The following is a 20,497-nucleotide window of genomic DNA, read 5'->3' on the forward strand; positions in this document are numbered from 1 at the left end:
GGCAGAGGCTAGCGCGGTGGCCAGGGAAGATCGAGGGGGTGTGCCATGCCCCCTCCTTCTGCCCCGCTTTTACGCGGCCTTTTGGACCGCCTTCACGGCAGAGGCGCCGGCGATCTTGCCGAATACCGCGCCGGAGGTAAGGCCGGTGCCGCCGGGATAGTTGAAGTAGAACAGCCCGCCCACCAACTCGCCCGCCGCGAACAGGCCGGGGATCGGCTTGCCTTCCATGTCCAGCACCGCGGCCTCCTGGCTGACGCGCAGCCCGCCGAAGGTGAAGGTGATGCCGCAGGTCACCGCATAGGCCTCGTAAGGCGGCTGGTCGATGGTATTGGCCCAGTTCGATTTCTTCACCGCCAGCCCCTCGGTGCTGCGCCCGTCCTTCACATTCGGGTTGAACGGGATGTCCTGCCGGACCGCCGCGTTGTAGGCCTTGATCTCCGCCAGCGCCGCCTCGGCATTTACGTCGTCCAGCTTGCCGACCAGCTCCTCCAGCGTGTTGGCTGTCACCCTGGTCACCTGGCGGATGCGGTATTCGTCGCGCAGCAGGTGCGTGACCTTGGAATCAAAAATCTGCCAGGCGAACTGGCCCGGCTGTTCCAGGATCACGCGGCCATATTTCGCATATGTGTAATTCCGGAAATCCGCCCCCTCATCGACGAAACGGCGGCCGGTCGCGTTCACCATGATGCCGAACGGGTAGCTGTGCTTCTGGAAGCCATCGCCGACCGCGAGATCGCCGAACTCCGGCGCATTGCGCTCCCACCCCACGGCGTGGCAGCCCGACCAGTTGCCATAGGGCTGGGCGCCGATCTCCAGCGCCATGCGGATGCCATCGCCCATGTTGAAGCGGCTGCCGCGCACCTTGGCCAGGTCCCAGCCCGGACCCAGATAGCGGGTGCGCCATTCCGAATTGGCCTCGAACCCACCCGAGGCGATGACGACCGCCTTGGACGAAACCGGGATTGTCTTGCCGCCGCGTTTCACCTTCACCCCATGCACGCCGTCATCGTCATGGATCAGCGACACCGCGCGGCTTTCGTACCAGATATCGATGCCGCGCTTGCCGGCGGAGTCGGTCAGCGCCTCGACCAGGCCGGGGCCGCCGCCCCAGGCCTCCACCGTCAGCCCGCCCCAGAACTTGAACTTGCCATCCACCTTGAAGGCCTGCCGGCCATAGATCGGCACGAAGCGCACGCCCTTGGAGCGCATCCACAGCAGCGTGTCGAAGCTGCGCCGCACCAGCAGTTCGGCGAGGTCCGGGTTGGTGCGGTACTGCGTGACCCGGCCCATATCGTCGAAGAACTGATCCTCGGTATAGGTGCCGAAATCGGTGTTCGCCTTCTCCTCCTCGGTGAGGTCGGGCATCAGTTTGGAGAGGTCCTCGACGCCATTATAGGCAACCCGCATCGCACCGGCCGTGAAGCTGCTGTTGCCGCCGGCCTCCTCCTTCGGTGCGGCCTCCAGCACCAGCACTTTGGCACCGTTTTCCTGCGCCGACAGGGCCGCACAGAAAGCCGCGTTCCCGCCGCCGATGACCACGACATCATACTCGCCCGACATGTCCGCTCCGTTCCTGGCTGTTCTTCCGGACGGGCTTTCGCCCTCTTTGTATGCAAAGGTATACTTCGCGGGAGCGACTGCTCAAGCCCCACATACACATGGCGAACATTCGTATGCGCATGTCGACAATGCGCACCCCGCTTGGCACACTGTCTCCTCGCCTGCAACCGATGACGGAATGAGAGCGCCCGGATGCGCCTGCTTCAGCCCGACGATTTCCGCAATGCCTCCCGCGCTGAGCTGGTCTATCGCGCGCTGCGCGCGGCAATCCGCGATGGCGAGATGGAGGCCGGCGAGCGGCTGCGCGAAACCGATATCGCCGAGAAGCTGGGCGTCAGCCGCACCCCGGTGCGCGAGGCGCTGCAGCGGCTGACCGCCGAGGGGCTGCTGTCGGTCACCGCCGGGCGGGGCGTCATCGTCACCGAGTTCGATAAGCAGCAGGTGCTGGAACTCTATGCCCTGCGCGAGGTGCTGGAGGGTGCTGCGGCGGCCTTCGCGGCGGAACGCGCCAGCGAGACCGATATCGACACGCTGCGCCAGCTGATCGAGGACGAAGCCGCCGGCGCCGGTGACGGACGCAGCCTTGCTGCCACCAACCGCGCCTTCCATGCCGCCCTCTGCGAGGCGGCGCACAACCGCTATCTGACGAGCGCGATCAGCGCGCTGGCCGATTCCATCGACCTGTTGCGCGGCACCACCCTGGCCGCCGATGGACGGCGCCAGGAAGCCGAGGGAGAACACCGGGCCATCGTGGACGCCATCGAGCGCTGCGATCCGGCAGGTGCCGAGCGCATCGCCCGCGACCATATCCGCGAGGCGCGGCGCATCCGCCTGCGGATGCTGTCTCCGCAGCGCTGACCATCATATGGCTGATGGCCGGGGCGCCCCCTACTTGCTGCCAAATCGGACGTTGCTCCAGAGTCCCCAGACCCCGCCGGCCACAGCCTCCAACTCACCATCCGACAACTCACCGGCCTTCCCGGCGCGCACGGCGGCAACCTGCTGAGTGACGTCTTCCTCGGTAACATTAAATCCGCATTCGCGTGCGAATGCTGCCGTCGTGACCGACATCTGGCCATCGTCCGAAACCTTGCCCAGCCGTTCACCCAGCCGGGCCGCCAGCGCCTTGTCTCCGTCGAGCCGCGCCGTGAATTCATTCATCGCCTGTACCGTCATCGGTTTTGTCCCCTTTTGATATTCAAGTAACAGGGACCTTGCCTGACTATGAGCCGGGCGCCTTTCCCCAGCGTCCCGGTTCGATTGACAATTTGTTTTGGAAAAGAAAAAGGGCGGCCCGAGGACCGCCCTGTAAGGTGCAGGAGGAAAGGGGTTAGCCGGCGCGCAGCGATTTAAGGAATTCCGCGACCTTGGCCTGCAGTGTCTGCGAGTTCGTGGACAGGTCGTTGGCTGCGCCCAGCAGACGCTCGGAGACGGTGCCGGCCTGATTGGCGGCCTCGCTGACCTGGCCGATATTGCCGGAAATCTGCTGCGTACCGGCGGAGACCTGTTGCACGTTGCGCACGATCTCCTGCGTCGCCGCCGACTGCTCCTCGATGGCCGCGCTGATCGCGGTCGCCGATTCCGAGACCGAGCCGATGATCTCTCGGATATGACTCATCTCGCCGGCCGCCTCGCCCACCGCGCCGCGGATGCCGTCGATATGGCTCTTGATCTCGTCCGTCGCCTTGGCGGTCTGACTGGCCAGATTCTTCACTTCCGACGCCACCACCGCGAACCCCTTGCCCATCTCGCCGGCACGCGCCGCCTCGATGGTGGCGTTCAGCGCCAGCAGGTTGGTCTGCGCCGCGATGTCGGCGATCAGGTTCAGCACATTGCCGATTTCCTCGGCCGCGCTGACCAGCCCCTGAATGGTGGTGGAGGACCGGTCCGCGGCGGTCACCGCCTCCTGGCTGATATCGCGGGCATTGCCGGTCTGCCGGCCGATCTCCTGGATCGAGACGGTCAGCTCCTCGGCGGCGGCGGCAACAGTCTGCACATTGTTCGCGGCATCCTGCGTCGCGCCCGTGGCCTGCCGTGCCTGATCGCGGGTCAGGGAGGAGACGCTGGCCATTTCCGTGGCGCCCTGGCGTACCGCCTGCGATGTGCTGGAGACCTGCACCACGACGCCCTCAATGGTTGCCTGGAACTGGTCGGCAACACGGCGCAGATCGTCCTGGCGGGCCTGCGCGGCGGCAGCTTTCATCCGTTCCTGCTCCGCACGCAGCTGCTCCGTCTCGGCAGCGGCGCTGCGCAGCACCTCCAGCGAACGGGAAATACGGCCAATCTCGTCCTTGCGCTCGCGGTCCGGCACGGCGCGGCTCAGGTCGCCGGCGGCCATCGCCTCCATCACACCGGACACGCCGCGCATCGAGCGGCTGACGTCACGGGAGATCACCACGGCGATGCCGATGCCGATCAGCACCAGCACACCCATCAGCGCGGCGACATGCAGTGCCTTGTCCATGAAGGCAGCATCCAGATCGTCGGTATAGACGCCGGTGCCAACCATGATGTTCCAGCCCGGTACCAGCATGCCCCAGCTGATCTTGTTGATCGGTTCGGCATCCTTGGTCTTCGGCCAGAGATAGTCGAAGCGGCCACCGCCTGCGCCGGATTCGGCGGCGCGGCGCATTTCGCGCAGCACGAAGGTGCCGTTGGAATCCTGCAGCCCCCACAAATTCTTGCCCTGCATGTCGGCACGGATATGGGCGACATTGTCACCCTCCAGCGTCCAGGCGAACAGGTATTCGACCTTTTCATAGACCATCGAGCTGGTGGTGGTGCGCCAGCTCTCCTTTGCCTGCTGCTCGGTCAGTTCGCCGGCAGCGACACGCTTCTGCAGCGCCAGCGCTACATTCACGCTGGCTTCCGTCAGCGCCTTCACCTTGGCCAGCCGTTCGGCCAGCATCGCGCCATGCATGTTGGACAGAGTGAGGCCAACGCCCAGCGCCATGGTCAACACCAGAACGCCGATAATCACACCCAGCTTTGCGGAAATGGACAGGTTCTTGAAAAGCGACACCGTGAATCCCCCGGATTCAGTTAAGCCTCCCGTCTCATACCGCACATAAATAAAAAAAGTATTAAGTACCCCCAAAATCAGCGCTAACCGGTTGATGACGAGAGCCGATTGACGTTGCTCTGGTTATCAGACAACCTGCGCGCATGCAGAAGTTCGACGCCATCGCCAAGCCGCAAAGGCTGACCGACCAGATCGCGGAGGTGCTCGCCCAGCGCATCCGCGACGGCGAGTTCCTGCCCGGCGAACGGCTGCCGACCGAAAAGGATATGGCAGAACTGTTTGGCGTCAGCCGTTCCGTGGTGCGGGAAGCCGTGTCGATGCTGAAATATGACGGGCTGGTCGAAACCCGGCAGGGCAGCGGCGTCTTCGTCAGCAGCAGCCCGAATACGCGCTCCTTCCGCATCGAATGCGGGCTACTGGGGGGCATTGCCGACCTGCGCGCCGTGTTCGAGCTGCGCAGCATCGTCGAATCGGCGGCTGCCGGGCTGGCAGCCGAACGACGCGACCCCGAGGATATCGCCATCCTGCGCGGCCATCTGGAGGCGATGGCGACGGACATCGCCGCCGGGCGCGAGGGCGTGGATGCGGATACCGCCTTCCATACCGCCATCGCGCGGGCAGCCGACAATGCCTATCTGCTGCGCTTCGCCGAATTCCTCGGCACCTCCCTGCGCGAGGCGATCCGCGCGGCCCGCAGCAATTCCGCCCGTTATCCCGGCACGCCGGATCAGGTGCAGCGCGAACATCTCGCGGTCTTCGAGGCCATCGCGGCCGGCGATTCCAGAGCAGCGGAACGCGCCATGCGCCGGCATATCGAAAACGCGATGCGCCGGCTGGGACTGGAAACAGAAAAGGATCTGGAGGAATCGACATGAGTGCCGCCACCGACGATGCCCCGCCCATCCCGGGGCCGGACCGGAAGCCCCGCAAGCCGAAACTGGCCCTGCCGCCGGGCAGCTGCGACTGCCATGCGCATGTCTTCGGCCCGATGGCGCGGTTCCCCTACTCCACCCCGCGCAGCTACACGCCACCGGATTCGCCGCTGGCCGAATATCTCGCCATGCATGACACGCTGGGCGTCCAGCGCGGCGTGCTGGTGCAGCCCAGCGTCTATGGCACCGATAATGACGCGATGATGGAGGCGCTGCATGCCCATCCGGAACGGCTGCGCGGCGTCGCCGTCGTGGAGCCGACCATATCCGAGGCAGAGCTGAAGGCGCTGCATGCAGGCGGCGTGCGCGGCGTGCGCGTGAATGTGCTGTTTAAGGGCGGCGTGCCGATCTCCGCCGCGCGCCCGCTGGCCGAGCGTATCGCGCCCTATGGCTGGCATGTGCAGTTCTTGATTGACGTGTCCAACCACCCCAGGCTGGACGAGGAGTTGGTCGACTTCCCGACGCCGGTCGTCATCGACCATATGGGCCATTGCGACGTCGCCAAGACGGCGACCGACCCCGGTTTCGCCGCGCTGCTGCGACTGCTGGATGGCGGGCGCTGCTGGGTGAAGCTGTCCGGCCCCTATCGCATCACCGCGCGCAAGGCTGTGCCTTTCGACGATGTGACGCAGGTCGCGCGCACGCTGGTCGCCCGGCGCCCGGACCGTATGGTCTGGGGCACCGACTGGCCGCACCCCTCGATCAAGACGGAGATGCCGAACGACGGCGATCTCGTCGACATGCTCGCCGACTGGGTGCCCGACGCGGCAACGCGCCAGCGCATCCTGGTCGACAACCCGGCGGCGCTCTACGACTTCCCGCCGCTGAAGAACTAACAGCTGAAGAACCAAGAACGGGCCGAAGCGCCCATCCCCCTCCACCCTTACAGGATCATCGGGAGAATCGACATCATGACCATCGCACTGAAACTGAAAACCCTGTCGCTTGCCGTGGCGGTCGCCGCCATCGGCATCACCGGCCCAGCCATGGCCCAGACCGTCATGAAGCTGGGCTGGACCACCTCCGACGGTGCCAAGGACCCCTATGCCATCGGCGCCCGCGCCTTCAAGGAAGAGGTCGAGAAGCGCACCGGCGGCAAGATCGAGGTCCAGCTCTACCCGAACCGTCAGCTCGGCGACGAGAAGGACATGGTCGAAGGCATGCGCTTCGGCACCATCGACGCCGGGATCATCACCAATGCCGTGGTCGCCAACGTCGCCCCGGCCTTCCAGCTGAACGACCTGCCCTTCCTGTTCTCCAGCGAGGAGCAGGCCCACAAGGTGCTGGACGGCGATGTCGGCCAGCGCCTTGGCAAGGAACTGGAATCCAAGGGGCTCTATGTGCTGGGCTTCATGGAAGGCGGCTTCCGCAACATGATCAACAATGTCCGTCCGGTCGTCGAGCCGAAGGATGTTGGCGGCGTGAAGTACCGCGTCATGCAGAACCCGGTCTATATCGACATGTTCTCCTCGCTGGGCGGTAGCGCCGTGCCGATGGCCTGGGGCGAGACCTTCACCGCCGTGCAGCAGGGCACCATCGACGGGCTGGAAATCCCGGTCGCGGTCATCAGCTCGAACAAGTACAACGAGGTGACCAAGTTCCTGTCGCTGACCAACCACACCTATTCGGTCATCGAGCTGCTGGTCTCCAAGCGCAATTTCGACCGCCTGCCGGAAGACCAGCGCAAGGCGGTGCGCGAGGCCGCCAAGGCGGCGACGGCGGCGCAGCGTGAGGCAGCCTATGCCAATGTGAAGGAGCTGCTGGCCGATCTCGAATCCAAGGGCATGAAGGTGAACAAGATCAGCAACCCGGCTGCTTTCCGCGAGTCGGTGAAGCCGGTCTATGACAAGTTCCGCCGCCCGATCGGCAACGACCTGATGGATGCCGCCCTGAAAGCCGTCCAGTAAGGCCGTCCAGTAAGCGTCGCCTGACAGCCTGCTGAAATGGCGGTTGCGAGCGTGCGGGGAAACCCGCACGCTCGTTGCTCTATACGGCTTTAGGAACGTCACCCATGAACATCCCCCTTCCGATTCGCCTGCTGGACGGGCTGAGCGCCCTGGCGGGGCGCCTCACCGGCTATGTCTCGGTCGCCATGACGCTGACCATGCTGGCCGTCCTCGTCGCCCAGGTGACGGCGCGCTATTTCTTCAATGTCGCGCTCAGCTGGAGCGAGGAACTGTCGCTGCTGCTGTTCACCTGGGTCGTGCTGCTGATCGGCAGCCTGGGGGTGCGTGAAGGCTTCCATGTCCGCCTCACGCTGCTGCCCGACCTGCTGAAGCCCGCGCAGCAGCGCTGGCTGGAACGGCTGATCCTGCTGGGTATTCTGGGCTTTGGTGTGATGCTGGCCGATGGCGGCTACAGCTATGTGGCCGAGACGGTGGGCCAGACCTCCGCCGCCATTGCCTATCCCATCGAAGCGCTGCACCTGGCCGCGCCAGTCTGTGGCTTGCTGGTTGCGCTGCATGCCCTGGCCAAGATCGCCACCTCCTTCCTGCCAGAACCCGCCACCCTCAGCGAGGCCGGCTGACATGTCAGAAGCTGCCTGGATCCTGAGTGCCGGCTTTGCCGGCATGCTGCTGCTCGGCGTGCCCTTCGCCTTCGCGCTGGGAATCGCCACGCTGGGCGCCCTCCTCGCCTCCGACATCGAGGTGATCGCGCTCGCCCAGAAGATGATTTCCGGCTCGCAATCCTTCAGCCTGCTGGCCATTCCCTTCTTCGTGCTGGCCGGCGACCTGATGACCGCCGGCGGCCTGTCGCGGCGGCTGGTCGCCGTTGCCAATGCGCTGGTACGCCATGTCACCGGCGGGCTGGGCATGGTTGCGGTCATCGCCGCGCTGTTCTTCGCGGCGATTTCCGGCTCCGCCCCGGCGACCACGGCGGCCATCGGCACCATCATGATCCCGGAGATGGAGAAGCGCGGCTATGATCGTGCCTTCGCCACCGCGCTGGCGGTCTCCGCCGGCATCATCGGGCCGCTGATTCCGCCCTCCATCCCCTTCGTCATCTGGGGCGTGATCGCCGAGGAATCGATTGCCCGGCTGTTCCTGTCGGGCCTTGTCCCCGGCATTTTGCTGGCCGTCGGGCTGATGCTGGTGTCCTGGTTCTATGCCCGCCGCCATGCCATCCCGCGCGAGAGCCGCGCCACCGGCCGCGAGATGGCGCACGCCTTCTGGGACGGCAAATGGGCCTTGGGCGGCCCGGTCATCATCCTGGGTGGCATCTATGGCGGCATCTTCACCCCGACCGAGGCCGCCGTGGTCGGCGCCTTCTACGCGCTGGTCGTCGGCATGTTCGTCCATCGCGAGGTGAAGCTGGCCGACCTGCCGCGCATCACGCTGGGCGCGCTGCGCACCACCGCCATCGTCATGTTCATCATCACCGCCGCCGCCGGCTTCGGCTGGCTGGTCGCCTTCGAACAGCTGCCGCCGAAGATCGCGTCGCTGCTGACCGAAATCTCCGACCATAACTGGCTGGTGCTGCTGACCATCAACGCGATGCTGCTGCTGATCGGCGCGGTCATGGACAATGTCGCTGCCATGGTCATCCTGGGCGGCGTGCTGATCACCGCCGGCAACGATCTCGGCATGGACCCGATCCATCTGGGCGCCATGGTGACCACCAACCTGACTGTCGGCATGGCGACCCCGCCCTTCGGCTACGCGCTGTTCGTCGGCGCCGCCGTCAGCAAGGTCGGGATCTGGGACATCTCCAAGGCGATGGGTCCGATGATCGCGATCATGGTGCTGGTACTGCTCGCGGTCACCTATATCCCGGCGGTCAGCCTGGCGCTGCAGTCGCTGCTGTAGCGCCGGCGGCCCCGCGCGGAGTGTCGATCCGGGCGATGTCCTGCCGCTTCCAGCGGTGGCCCCAGTCGATCCGCACGGTCTGGGTGATGATGGCGGGCACCGGGTGCCCCAGCACCTTTGCAAGCATGGCCCGGAGGGATTCTGTTTCCTCCGGGGCCAGTGCCCGCTCCGCCTCCACGAAGGCCTCGATCTGGCCGTCGGAATATTGCACCACGCGGTAATCACGCACCGGGGCAATGGCCCGCCAGTATTCGCCGGTCAGCCGGGCCAGCCGCAGCGTGCCATCCGGCAGGCGGATGAAGCTGCGTTCACGCCCGTGCAGCGCGCCGATCACCGGCAGCGTCCGCCCGCAGGCGCAGGTACCCGCGCTGTCCGCCCATTCGGCATAGTCGCCAATCTCATAGCGGATGAGCGGCATGGCGAGGCCGTGCAGCGCCGTCAGCAGCACCCGGCCCGGCTGGCCTGGCGGACAGGGCCGCCCGGCATCGTCGAGGATTTCCACCAGCACCGACGCGCTCAGCGCGTGATATCGCTGTTCATGTACTGGGCACTGGAAGGCGATCCAGCCAACCTCCTCGCAGGAATAGCGGTCAGTGATTCGGGCGCCAAAGGCGGCGCGCACCCGCGCGCGGATCTCCGGCGTCACCGTCTCGCCGAAGGTGATGAGCTGCTCCAGCCCGACCGGCCGGGGGCCGCCCGCCAGGGAAAGCTCGGCCAGTCGCGATGCCAGCACTGGCGATGTCACCATATAGGGCACGTCCAGTCCGGCCAGCCAGGCCAGGATATCCTCCGGCGCGTGCTCGATCATGTTGCGGCAATGCGCGGTTCCGCGATGCCCAAGCGCGTCGTAGAGCGGCCCCCAGACCGGCAGCACCGCATCGGGACCATCCCGGACGTTGGCGATGGGACGCCTGCTGTCGCGGCCATGCCAGCGATTATCGAGAAAGCCCAGCGCGGTATAGAGCGGCCGGTGCATCGGCAGGTAGCGTTCGACCGCAACCGGTGTGCCGGTCGATCCCGATGTCCGCGCGACGGATATCCCCTCCTCCGCCATCCAGGGCGCGCGCGCCCGCAAGGCTACTCCCTGTTCCTGCAGTTCGGCGCGGGTCAGGACCGGCAGATCGCGGATCAGCTCAGGAACAGGCTCGCCCTCGCGCAGAGGCCGGTCCGGGTCGATAGCAGCGGCGGCCAGCCGGTCGCGCCAGAAGGGCGAGAAATCGCGCGCATGGCGCAGCAGGGCACGCAGGCTGTTCGCCTGCCGTCGTTCCTGTTCCGCTGCCGGTAACCGCTCGAACGCATCGAGCTGCGCGGCGAGATTGAGGATGCGCGTGGCGGCGGCTGGCAACTCACCGGCTGGCAGGTCGCCTTCTGCTGGGGGATTGGTCGTCGTCTGGCTCATCGCGTAAGGATACCGGCTGACAGCATATCGGGCCATAAACAGCTTCCGGAAAACTAAGCTGTTGAGGCCAGCGCGCTGCCGGCCTAAACCGGAACAAGGTGCATCCGTAATCCGCAGCAGAAAGATACCGGCTGGCCATGCTCGACGTCTGGACCATTCTGGTTGTCATTCTGGTGGTTGCCACGCTCCAGGGCGTCGGCTTCTTCGTGCTGCATCGCACGCAGCCCGCCATACCGGGCCTGCGGGCCTATGGCACCGCCTTCATCATCTTTGCCGTCGGGATGGCGCTGCTCTCGGCCCGCGGCATGATCGCCGACCTGTACAGCATCACCCTTGGCAATCTTCTGGTTGCCTCCGGCCACCTTATTCTCACGGGCGGGCTCTACCGTTTCTTCGGCAAGCGGCGCCCGCGCTGGCTGGACGTGATCTTTGCCGTGACCTTCCTGCTGGTGTTTCCGCTGTATGTCTATCTGGACCCCGGCAATATCTCGCTCCGCGTGCTGATCTCCGGTTTCGTCCTGGCATCGGCCTTCCTGTGCATGGCCTGGCTGCTCTGGCAGGACGATGATTATCCCCGCCCCCTGCGCTGGATACTGATCGTGCTGATCCTCATCCACAGCAGCTTGCTGGTCGGGCGCGGCATCGTGCTGTTCCTGACGCCGGGCCAGGTGGAGATGGTCGCGAACCATCCGCTGCATGCCCTGCTGTTCCTGGAAACCAACGTCTTCATGACCTTCCTGTTCATCGGTCTGGTCGGGCTGGTGATGGCGCGCACCGCCGCCGACCTGGCGCGCAAGAACCGGGAACTGACGGCCGAGATCGGCATCCGTCAGCAGCTTCAGGAAGATCTGTCGGCCAGCTTCGCGAAGGAGAGCGACCTGCGCCAGCAGCAGCAGCATCTGCTGCATCTGGTCGGCCACGAGTTCCGCACCCCGCTTGCCATCATCGAACGGGCGACGGAAATGATCGGGGTTCTGATAACGGCCCCGCCTGCCGCCGTGGCCGAGCGGCTGCGCGTAATCCAGGAAGCGGTCCGCCGGCAGCGCCTGCTGATCCAGACTTTCCTGGCGACGGAGCGCGTGGAGGAAAGCATCGTTCAGAAGGAACCGCTGGAACTGGGAGACCTTTCCCGGGAAGCCGTGAATTATTTCGCCAGCACCGGGCAGGAGACGCGCATCCGCCTTACCGCCGCCCCGGACGCGCTGCCGATGATCGGCGATACGGCGATGATCTCGACGCTGTTCGTCAATCTGCTGGACAATGCGCTGAAATATTCGCCGGCTGACAAGCCTGTCCAGTTTGCGCTGCGGCGCGAGGGCGACCGGGCCGTGGCGACGATTGCCGACCAGGGCATCGGCATTCCGGCGGCGGAGCGCGAGCATATCGGCCAGCGCTTCTTCCGTGCCTCCAATACCAGCGGCCGCGGTGGCACCGGGCTTGGCCTGCACACGGCAATGCGCATTGTCGAGCTGCATGACGGCACGATGCGGATCGACAGCAAGGACGGCCAGGGCACCATGATCGAGGTCAGCCTGCCGATTGCCCAGCCCGAGGCCGGAGTGCCCGAAGCCGGAGTGCCCGGGGCTGACACAGACCTGCCATCTGCTACGGGTGGTTGAAGCGGGTTTCCGCATCACGTTATGGTTAAGAAGAAAGTGTGAAAATAAGACGCAGAATTGCTGATGACCCATATTCTCGTCGTCGAGGACGAACCTTCGCTACGGGCTGACCTCGTCGATTATCTCACCATCTGCGGCTATGACGCGACAGGAGTCGCCGGCGCGAAGTCGTTCGAGACCGCCTTTGCCACGCGCGAGCCGGATATCCTGATCCTCGATATCGGCCTGCCGGACGGCAATGGCCTCGATCTGGCACGACAGGCACGCGCACGGTCTGACTGCGGCATCCTGATGCTGACCGCGCACAGCGAAGCGGAAATGCGCGTCGAAGGCCTGGACAGCGGCGCCGACGCCTATCTGGTCAAGCACACCAGCCTGACCGAGATCGCCGCGACCGTGCGCAGCCTGCTGCGGCGGCTGGACCGCAAGGGCCAGGGCAGCACTGCCGATGGCAACTGGCGCCTCGACCCGTCCGGCTGGTATCTGACCGCACCGAACGAGATGTCCGTTTCCCTGACCGCGACCGAGATGGCCTTCATGGCGGCACTGGTCGCCGCCAAGGGAAATATCTGCCCCCGCGAAACACTGCTGGAGGCGGTCAGCCGTCCTGGTGCGGCCGCCAACGAGCGCAACCTGGACGCCATCGTCCGCCGCCTGCGGCGCAAGGTGGAAAGCGCGACCGGGGCAAAGGCGCCCATCCGCATGGTCTATGGCCGCGGCTATATGTTCACCACCCAGCCGGACGGCGACGGCCAGCAATAAAAAAGGCGGCGACCCCGAAGGATCGCCGCCCTGAATGCATCCTCTGCGAGGCTCAGATGCCCATGCAGAGATACTTCATCTCCAGATAATCATCGATGCCGTACTTCGAGCCTTCGCGGCCAAGGCCGGATTCCTTAACGCCACCGAACGGCGCAACCTCGGTCGAGATGATGCCGGTATTGATGCCGACGATGCCGTATTCCAACCCTTCCGAGACCCGCCAGACACGGCTGAGGTCGCGGCTGTAGAAGTAGGAGGCGAGGCCGAACTCGGTATCGTTCGCCATCCTGATCGCCTCCTCCTCCGTCTTGAAGCGGAACAGCGGGGCGACCGGGCCGAAAGTCTCCTCGCGGGTCACCTTCATGTCAGTGGTGACATTGGCCAGCACGGTCGGCTGGAAGAAGCTGCCGCCCAGCGCGTGCCGGCTGCCGCCGACCACCACCTTGGCACCCTTGCCGAGCGCATCGGCAATATGCTCCTCCACCTTCTCCACGGCGGCCATGTCGATCAGCGGCCCCTGAACGACACCGGCCTCGAAGCCGTTGCCGACCTTCAGCTTGTTGACCGCCTCGGCCAGCTTGGCGGCGAAGGCGTCGTAGACGCCGTCCTGCACCAGCAGGCGGTTGGCACACACGCAGGTCTGGCCGGCATTGCGGTACTTGGAGGCAATCGCCCCTTCCACCGCCGCATCCAGGTCGGCATCGTCGAACACGATGAAGGGCGCGTTGCCGCCCAGTTCCATCGAAGCCTTCTTCACCGTCGCGGCGCACTGTTCCAGCAGCACCTTGCCGATCTCGGTGGAGCCGGTGAAGGTGATCTTGCGCACGATGGGGTTGCTGGTCAGCTCACCGCCGATGCCGGAGGCCGAGCCGGTGACAACGTTGAACACGCCCTTCGGCACGCCGGCACGCTCCGCCAGCTCCGCCAGGGCCAGCGCCGAATAGGGGGTGGCACTCGCCGGCTTCAGCACCACGGTGCAGCCCGCCGCCAGCGCCGGGCCGGCCTTGCGGGTAATCATCGCGGAGGGGAAGTTCCAGGGCGTGATCGCACCGACAACGCCAATAGGCTCCTTGGTCACGACGATGCGCTTGTCGGCCTGGTGGCCCGGGATGGTGTCGCCATAGACGCGCTTGCCTTCCTCGGCGAACCATTCGATGAAGCTGGCGGAATAGGCCACCTCACCCTTCGCCTCGGTCAGCGGCTTGCCCTGCTCCGCCGTCATCAGCGCCGCCAGATCGTCCTGGTTCGCCATCATCAGGTCGAACAGCTTGCGCAGGATGGTGGCACGCTCCTTCGCGGTCTTGGCGCGCCAGGCCGGGAAGGCCGCATTCGCCGCCTCGATGGCGCGGCGCGTCTCGGTGGCGCCCATCTTCGGTACCGTGCCCAGCGTCGAATTATCCGCCGGATTGGTCACCTTCAGCGTGTCGCCCTTGTCGGCATCGACCCAGGCACCGTCGATATAGCATTGCTGCCGGAACAGCTTCGGGTCTTTCAGGGGGATGGTCGTGCTCATGGGATGTTTCCTGCCTTCGCAATGGATAACCGCGCCGGCTTCTGGCCAGCGCCTGTCTTTAAGGTCGGGGCAGTATGGACCGCATGCAACCCGCCGTTAAGGGCGAAGCGCGCCCATCCGCCATGCAGGGAGGGCGGACCAAAACTGAGGCCCGCAAAAGAAAACCCCGGCCTGACGCCGGGGTTTTCCTGAATTCGCCGGTTAGGCCGATCAGTCCTCGTAGCGGCGCGAGCCACGCCCACGGCCGCCACGGCCGCGATCATTGTAGCCACCCTTGTCACCGAAGCCGCCGCGGTCACCGAAGCCGCCCCGGGCGCCATAGCCACCCCGCTCACCGCCGCCAAAACCGCCGCGGTCCCCGCCACGGTCGCGGTCGCCAAAGCCGCCACGGTCACCGAAGTTGCGGGGCTGCTCGCCATAACCGCCCCGGTCGCCGCCACGATCACCGCCATAACCGCCGCGGTCCCGGTCACCATAGCCGCCCCGGTTGCGGTCGCCATAACCGCCAGACGGGCGCGGGCGGTCACCGAAATTGGAGGAGCGGCGCGGCGCCACCGGGTCCGCCGTGCTGGTGTCCAGCTCGGAGACCTGGGAGACCTGACGCCCCTTCTGGCCCTGCTGCACCTGGCAGACGATGGTGGAGCCCTGTGGCGCATCATCGAGATTGGCCCGCTTCAGCGCGGAGATATGCAGGAAGACATCGGGGGAACCGTCCGACGGGGCAACAAAGCCATAGCCCTTCTCGGCGTTGAACCACTTCACCGTTCCGGTGATGGTGGCGTCGTCGCCACCGGCATTATAGTCACTCATCTCGTCATGCTCTTTTCGGGAGTTGGGGGCTGGCCCGCGATCCACTGCCTCAACGCTGTTCCGGCGATGCCTCTGTCCCTCGGGCCTGGAAGTTCATTGGCTGGACCCTGTCCGAGCGCGCGATACTTCCTTTTTAGGATGACTCGAAATTGGCGTTTCCCGCGCAATTCCGCAACTGATTTTAACCGTGTTTTCCACAAGACAAGAGGGGCGCCCGGAAATCCGCCATTTTCTCTTTTCTCCGGCTTTGCGGTTGGGCTATATGGAACCGCTATTTCAGGGCGGGCGCCCGCCATGTTTGATAACCCAGCCTCATTGGGAATAAGGGGAAGACAGCGTCATGACGATGGATACCGAAACCAAGCGCCATCAGGAAATCTACGGCGGCTTCGTGAAGTTCTTCACCTATTCGACCGTCGCCGTGATCATCTCGCTGGCGCTGATGGCGATCTTCCTGGTCTGAACGACCGCCGGAAGGAACAAAAAAGGCCGGGGAAATCCCCGGCCTTTTCTTTTTGCCTGAAGTCCGCGTCAGCCGACGATTTCGGTCTGCGCGAAGAAATAGGCAATCTCGATGGCCGCGTTCTCAGCCGAGTCGGAGCCATGCACCGAGTTGGCCTCGATCGATTCGGCGAAATCCTTGCGGATGGTGCCATCGGCGGCATTGGCCGGGTTGGTGGCGCCCATGATCTCGCGGTTCTTCACCACGGCGTTCTCGCCTTCCAGCACCTGAACCACCACCGGGCCGGAAATCATGAAGGAGACGAGGTCGTTGAAGAACGGACGCTCCTTGTGCACGGCATAGAAGCCCTCGGCCTGGGCCTTGGTCAGCTGCACGCGCTTCTGCGCGACGATGCGCAGGCCATTATCCTCGAAACGGGCATTGATCTTGCCCGTCAGGTTGCGGCGGGTAGCGTCCGGCTTGATGATCGACAGGGTGCGTTCGGTGGCCATGTGAGTCGCTCCAGAAGGCTTATGGGATGAACAGGTGGCGGGGTTATAGCCGGCGTGCTGCGTTGCGGCAACAGGCAGCTTCAGGCCGCCTTCTCCCAGCCGCCCTGCTCCTTCTGCCGCCAGTAAGCCAGCTCGTGCCCGGCCGCCTTCAGCGCCTTCCAGCGCGCCCGCGCCGCCGTCAGCGCCTCCTGGTCGCGGCCATCGAACATGTCGTGGCAGCGCTCATATTCTTCCAGCTTCTCCGACACCGCGCCATCGGTCAGGAACAGATAGGCGGCCTCGTTCGGATTCTCGTCTGTCTCGGTCAGCCAGATCGGCTGTTCTGCAGGGTTACCGTCCTTCGCATTGCCATGCGGCAGGAAGCTGTCGTCGCGATAGCTCCACAGATGCTGGGTCAGCGCCTCGACACGCTCCGGCGAGCCGGCCATGACCACGGCGCGCTTGCCGCGCTCCTGCACCTTTTCCAGCAGCTTCGGCAACTCATCCTCAAGGCCGCTGCGCTGCAGGTGATAGAACCAGATCGTTGCCATCGCTTCCCGTCCTACATCCGGAACACGCCGAACCGGGTCGGCTCGATGGGGCGGTTCAGCGCTGCCGACAGGCCGAGGCCCAGCACCGTGCGTGCCTCCGCCGGATCGACGATGCCATCGTCCCACAGCCGGGCGCTGGCATAATACGGGTGCCCCTGCTCCTCATACTGGCGTCGGATCGGCGCCATGAATTCTTCCTGCTCCTCGGCCGGCCAGTCAGTGCCGGCAGCCTCGAAATTATCTCGCTTCACCTGCGCCAGCACATTTGCCGCCTGCTCCCCGCCCATGACGGAGATGCGGGCATTCGGCCACATCCACAGGAAGCGCGGGCCGAAGGCGCGGCCGCACATGCCGTAATTGCCGGCACCGAAGCTGCCACCCAGGATCATCGTCAGCTTCGGCACCTGGGCGCAGGAAACCGCCGTCACCAGCTTGGCGCCATCTTTGGCGATGCCGCCGGCCTCATACTTCCGGCCGACCATGAAGCCGGTGATGTTCTGCAGGAAAATCAAGGGGATGCCGCGCTGGGCGCAGAGTTCGATGAAATGCGCGCCCTTCTGCGCCGATTCCGAGAACAGGATGCCGTTATTGGCGACGATGCCGACCGGACATCCGTACAGATGCGCGAAGCCCGTGACCAGCGTGGCGCCATAGAGTTGCTTGAACTCATCGAACTCACTGCCATCGACGAGGCGGGCAATGACCTCGCGCACGTCATAGGGCCGGCGCAAATCCGCCGGTACCACGCCATAGAGCTCGGCGGGGTCATAGAGCGGCTCGCGCGGTTCGCGCATCGCCAGATTGGGCTGCTTCACGCGATTCAGATTGCCGACGATGCGCCGGGCAATGGCCAGCGCATGCGCATCGTTCTGAGCGTAATGGTCGGTCACGCCGGAGGTGCGGGAATGCACATCGGCGCCGCCCAGTTCCTCCGCCGTCACCACCTCGCCGGTGGCCGCCTTCACCAGCGGCGGGCCGCCCAGGAAGATCGTCCCCTGCCCCTTCACGATGATGCTCTCGTCCGACATGGCCGGCACATAGGCGCCGCCCGCCGTGCAGCTGCCCATCACCACGGCGATCTGCGGGATGCCGGCGGCGGACAGGGTCGCCTGGTTGTAGAAGATGCGGCCGAAATGATCGCGGTCGGGGAACACCTCATCCTGGTTCGGCAGGTTGGCGCCGCCGGAATCGACCAGATAGAGGCAGGGCAGGTTGTTCTCCCGCGCGATTTCCTGCGCGCGCAGATGCTTCTTCACCGTCATCGGGTAATAGGTGCCGCCCTTCACCGTGGCGTCGTTGGCGACGATGACGCATTCCTGACCGGACACCCGGCCAATGCCGGTGACGATGCCTGCCGCCGTGATGTCCCCGCCATACATGCCGTAGGCGGCAAACTGCGACAGCTCCAGGAAGGGCGAACCGACATCCAGCAGCCCACGCACCCGGTCGCGCGGCAGCAGCTTGCCACGCGACAGATGCCGCTCCCGTGCCTTCTCGCCGCCGCCCTGCTTGATGTGCTGAACCTTGGCGTGCAGGTCATCGACCAGCGCGCGCATCGCCGCCTCATTCTCGCGGAACGCGTCGCTGCGGGGGCTGATCTGGCTCTTCAGGATGGTCATAGGGCCTTGCTCACCAGCCGCCGGTCGCCAGCCAGCGTTCCAGATGGTCCATACGGTCATTGCCCCAGAACGGCTCGCCATCAACGATGAAATAGGGCGCGCCGCAAACGCCGGCGGCCACCGCCTCCTCATTGGCGAGGCGCAGCTTCTCCTTGATCTCCGGGTTCTGGCAGGCGGCCAGCGCCGCGCCCCGGTCGATGCCCAGCTTCGCCGCGACATCGGCAGCGGCATCGGGCGAATTCACTGCCACGGCCTCCTGGAAGGCGGTCGAGAACACCGCCTTGGCATAGGCGTTGGCCCGCGCCGGATCATCCTGCGCCAGCCAGTAGAACAGCCGCGAGGGCGCTACGGCGGCGAAGGGAAAGCTGGACGGCAGCCGGAAATCCGCGCCCAGCAGGCGGGCGGTGCGCGCGAGGTCGCGCTTCACATAATCGCCCTTCAGCGGCTGGTCGAGCAGCGGCACATTGCCGGTGGTCTTGAACACCACACCCAGCAGCACCGGCTTCCAGATAACCGTGCGCTCATACAGCTTCGCCACCTCATCGATGCGCAGGCTGGCGAGATAGGCATAGGGCGAGGAGAAGTCGAAATAAAATTCGACCGGCGGTTTCGCGGCATCGGACATTAGGATTCCTCCTGACTTTCTTTTTTCATTTTGTCATTGCCGGGCTTGACCCGGCAATCCAGGAGCTGTGGGCCGAAACGATGCAGGCAGAGCACCGCCCCTGGATGCCCGGATCAAGTCCGGGCATGACAGAAACCAATACATCACGCCGCCGCCAGCGCGCGGGAGATCACCAGCCGCTGGATGTCGGAGGTGCCCTCATAGATCTGGCAGACCCGCACATCGCGGTAGATGCGCTCGACCGGGAAATCCTCCAGATAGCCGTAGCCGCCATGAATCTGGATAGCGTCGGAGCAGACCTTCTCCGCCATTTCGGAGGCGAACAGCTTGGCCATCGCCGCCTCTGTCAGGCAGGGCTCCCCGGCATCGCGCTTCTGGGCCGCATTCAGCACCAGCAGGCGTGCTGCCTCGATCTGTGTCGCCATGTCGGCCAGCCGGAAGCCCACCGCCTGATGCTCGATGATCGGCTTGCCGAAGCTCTGCCGTTCCTTCGCGTAAGCCAGTGCCGCCTCATAGGCCGCGCGCGCCATGCCGACCGACTGCGCGGCGATGCCGATGCGACCGCCCTCCAGATTGGACAGCGCGATCCGGTAGCCCTCGCCCGGCTGGCCCAGCATCAGGTCCGGCGTCAGGCGCATCTCCTCGAACAATATCTGGCAGGTGTCGGAGGCATGCTGGCCCAGCTTCCGCTCCACGCTGGCGACCCGGTAGCCGTCGGTCTTCGTCGGCACGATGAAGGCCGAGATGCCCTTCTTGCCAGCCTCCGGGTCGGTGACGGCGAAGACGATGGCGATGTCAGCCCGGTTGCCCGAGGTAATGAATTGCTTGGTGCCGTTCAGCACCCAGTGATTGCCGTCCAGCCGCGCCCGCGTGCGGATGGAGGAGGCATCGCTGCCGGCCTGCGGCTCGGTCAGGCAGAAGGCGGCCAGCATCTCGCCGCGCGCCAGCGGGCCGAGGAAGCGTTGCTTCTGCTCCTGCGTGCCGAAACGCAGGATCGGCATGCAGCCGACCGAGTTGTGGACGCTCATGATGGTGGAGCAGGAACCATCGCCAGCCGCCACCTCCTCCAGCGCCAGCGCATAGGCGACATTATCGGTCGCCGCCCCGCCCCATTCCTCGGGCACCAGCATGCCCATCAGGCCAAGTGCCCCCATCTCGGCCACGGCCTCGGCGGGGAATTCATGCTCGCGGTCCCAGCGGGCGGCGTTGGGCAGCAGCTTCTCGCGCGCGTATTGGCGCGCGGTGTCGCGCACCATCCGCTCGTCCTCGGCGAGCTGGCCTTCCAGCAGCAGCGGGTCTTGCCAGTCGAACTTGCCCCATTTGCGCGGCTTATGCGCGGCCCCGGC

The 20,497-nt window shown here is 65.3% G+C and carries 20 protein-coding genes; 9 read left to right on the plus strand and 11 right to left on the minus strand.

Translation table 11 applies throughout. The features are described 5' to 3' along the window. Positions 1–69: 69 nt before the first annotated feature. A complete protein-coding gene (gene tcuA, locus MK313_RS05260) occupies positions 70–1,560 on the minus strand; it encodes an FAD-dependent tricarballylate dehydrogenase TcuA (protein WP_287780361.1) in 1,491 nt (496 codons plus the stop codon). A gap of 192 nt (positions 1,561–1,752) precedes the next feature. Here tcuA and MK313_RS05265 point away from each other — a divergent pair, with 192 nt between their 5' ends. Next, positions 1,753–2,418 (plus strand): GntR family transcriptional regulator, encoded by a 666-nt coding sequence (locus tag MK313_RS05265; protein ID WP_287780362.1) that lies wholly within the window; start codon positions 1,753–1,755, stop codon positions 2,416–2,418. A 30-nt stretch (positions 2,419–2,448) separates the two neighbouring features. Here the strand turns inward: MK313_RS05265 and MK313_RS05270 are convergent, their stop codons facing one another. Both MK313_RS05270 and MK313_RS05275 read right to left on the minus strand, forming a co-directional pair. Next, complete coding sequence (locus tag MK313_RS05270) at positions 2,449–2,736, minus strand: Nif11-like leader peptide family RiPP precursor (RefSeq protein WP_287780363.1); 288 nt, start codon at positions 2,734–2,736, stop codon at positions 2,449–2,451. 154 nt (positions 2,737–2,890) lie between these two features. Beyond that, complete coding sequence (locus tag MK313_RS05275; protein ID WP_287780364.1) at positions 2,891–4,582, minus strand: methyl-accepting chemotaxis protein; 1,692 nt, start codon at positions 4,580–4,582, stop codon at positions 2,891–2,893. Positions 4,583–4,725: 143 nt separating this feature from the next. On the opposite strand from MK313_RS05275, the gene MK313_RS05280 reads away from it, so the two are divergent. From MK313_RS05280 to MK313_RS05300, 5 genes are all read left to right on the plus strand, one after another. Next, on the plus strand, positions 4,726–5,457 hold the full coding sequence (locus MK313_RS05280) for a FadR/GntR family transcriptional regulator (protein ID WP_008945342.1): 732 nt from the start codon (positions 4,726–4,728) through the stop codon (positions 5,455–5,457). Then, positions 5,454–6,350, plus strand: a complete 897-nt coding sequence (locus MK313_RS05285) for an amidohydrolase family protein (RefSeq protein WP_287780365.1) — start codon at positions 5,454–5,456, stop codon at positions 6,348–6,350. The genes MK313_RS05280 and MK313_RS05285 overlap by 4 nt, the downstream gene beginning before the upstream one ends. 75 nt (positions 6,351–6,425) lie before the next feature. Then, positions 6,426–7,421 carry a TRAP transporter substrate-binding protein gene (locus MK313_RS05290; RefSeq protein ID WP_287780366.1) on the plus strand — a complete coding sequence of 332 codons (996 nt, stop codon included), beginning with the start codon at positions 6,426–6,428 and terminating at the stop codon, positions 7,419–7,421. Between the two features lie 104 nt (positions 7,422–7,525). Continuing rightward, the gene (locus tag MK313_RS05295) at positions 7,526–8,041 is read left to right on the plus strand and encodes a TRAP transporter small permease (RefSeq protein WP_287780367.1); all 516 of its coding nucleotides are present in this window, start codon (positions 7,526–7,528) and stop codon (positions 8,039–8,041) included. A 1-nt stretch (position 8,042) separates the two neighbouring features. Then, positions 8,043–9,320, plus strand: a complete 1,278-nt coding sequence (locus MK313_RS05300) for a TRAP transporter large permease (RefSeq protein ID WP_287780368.1) — start codon at positions 8,043–8,045, stop codon at positions 9,318–9,320. Here the strand turns inward: MK313_RS05300 and MK313_RS05305 are convergent. Further along, on the minus strand, positions 9,292–10,719 hold the full coding sequence (locus tag MK313_RS05305) for a phenylacetate--CoA ligase family protein (protein ID WP_287780369.1): 1,428 nt from the start codon (positions 10,717–10,719) through the stop codon (positions 9,292–9,294). The two genes, MK313_RS05300 and MK313_RS05305, sit on opposite strands and share 29 nt — an antisense overlap. A gap of 137 nt (positions 10,720–10,856) precedes the next feature. Here MK313_RS05305 and MK313_RS05310 point away from each other — a divergent pair, with 137 nt between their 5' ends. Then, complete coding sequence (locus MK313_RS05310; RefSeq protein ID WP_287780370.1) at positions 10,857–12,338, plus strand: sensor histidine kinase; 1,482 nt, start codon at positions 10,857–10,859, stop codon at positions 12,336–12,338. Positions 12,339–12,401: 63 nt separating this feature from the next. Continuing rightward, positions 12,402–13,100, plus strand: coding sequence for a response regulator transcription factor (locus tag MK313_RS05315; RefSeq protein WP_287780371.1), 699 nt, complete (start codon positions 12,402–12,404; stop codon positions 13,098–13,100). 52 nt (positions 13,101–13,152) lie between these two features. Here the strand turns inward: MK313_RS05315 and gabD are convergent, their stop codons facing one another. Beyond that, positions 13,153–14,613 (minus strand): NADP-dependent succinate-semialdehyde dehydrogenase, encoded by a 1,461-nt coding sequence (gene gabD / locus MK313_RS05320; RefSeq protein ID WP_287780372.1) that lies wholly within the window; start codon positions 14,611–14,613, stop codon positions 13,153–13,155. A 210-nt stretch (positions 14,614–14,823) separates the two neighbouring features. Then, complete coding sequence (locus MK313_RS05325) at positions 14,824–15,423, minus strand: cold-shock protein (RefSeq protein ID WP_287780373.1); 600 nt, start codon at positions 15,421–15,423, stop codon at positions 14,824–14,826. A gap of 340 nt (positions 15,424–15,763) precedes the next feature. On the opposite strand from MK313_RS05325, the gene MK313_RS05330 reads away from it, so the two are divergent. After that, complete coding sequence (locus MK313_RS05330; protein ID WP_008944892.1) at positions 15,764–15,886, plus strand: aa3-type cytochrome c oxidase subunit IV; 123 nt, start codon at positions 15,764–15,766, stop codon at positions 15,884–15,886. 68 nt (positions 15,887–15,954) lie between these two features. Here MK313_RS05330 and ndk read toward each other — a convergent pair whose 3' ends face one another. From ndk to MK313_RS05355, 5 genes are all read right to left on the minus strand, one after another. Continuing rightward, positions 15,955–16,377, minus strand: coding sequence for a nucleoside-diphosphate kinase (gene ndk / locus MK313_RS05335; RefSeq protein ID WP_008944891.1), 423 nt, complete (start codon positions 16,375–16,377; stop codon positions 15,955–15,957). 80 nt (positions 16,378–16,457) lie between these two features. Next, positions 16,458–16,907, minus strand: a complete 450-nt coding sequence (locus MK313_RS05340) for a DNA polymerase III subunit chi (RefSeq protein WP_008944890.1) — start codon at positions 16,905–16,907, stop codon at positions 16,458–16,460. A gap of 11 nt (positions 16,908–16,918) precedes the next feature. Further along, positions 16,919–18,526, minus strand: a complete 1,608-nt coding sequence (locus tag MK313_RS05345; protein WP_287780374.1) for a carboxyl transferase domain-containing protein — start codon at positions 18,524–18,526, stop codon at positions 16,919–16,921. A 10-nt stretch (positions 18,527–18,536) separates the two neighbouring features. After that, positions 18,537–19,151, minus strand: coding sequence for a 2-hydroxychromene-2-carboxylate isomerase (locus MK313_RS05350; protein ID WP_008944888.1), 615 nt, complete (start codon positions 19,149–19,151; stop codon positions 18,537–18,539). Positions 19,152–19,294: 143 nt separating this feature from the next. After that, positions 19,295–20,407, minus strand: a complete 1,113-nt coding sequence (locus MK313_RS05355) for an acyl-CoA dehydrogenase family protein (RefSeq protein WP_287780397.1) — start codon at positions 20,405–20,407, stop codon at positions 19,295–19,297. Between the last annotated feature and the right edge of the window lie 90 nt (positions 20,408–20,497).

Origin of the sequence: Oceanibaculum sp. (assembly GCF_022449305.1) — a bacterium.
Lineage (GTDB): Bacteria > Pseudomonadota > Alphaproteobacteria > Oceanibaculales > Oceanibaculaceae > Oceanibaculum > Oceanibaculum indicum.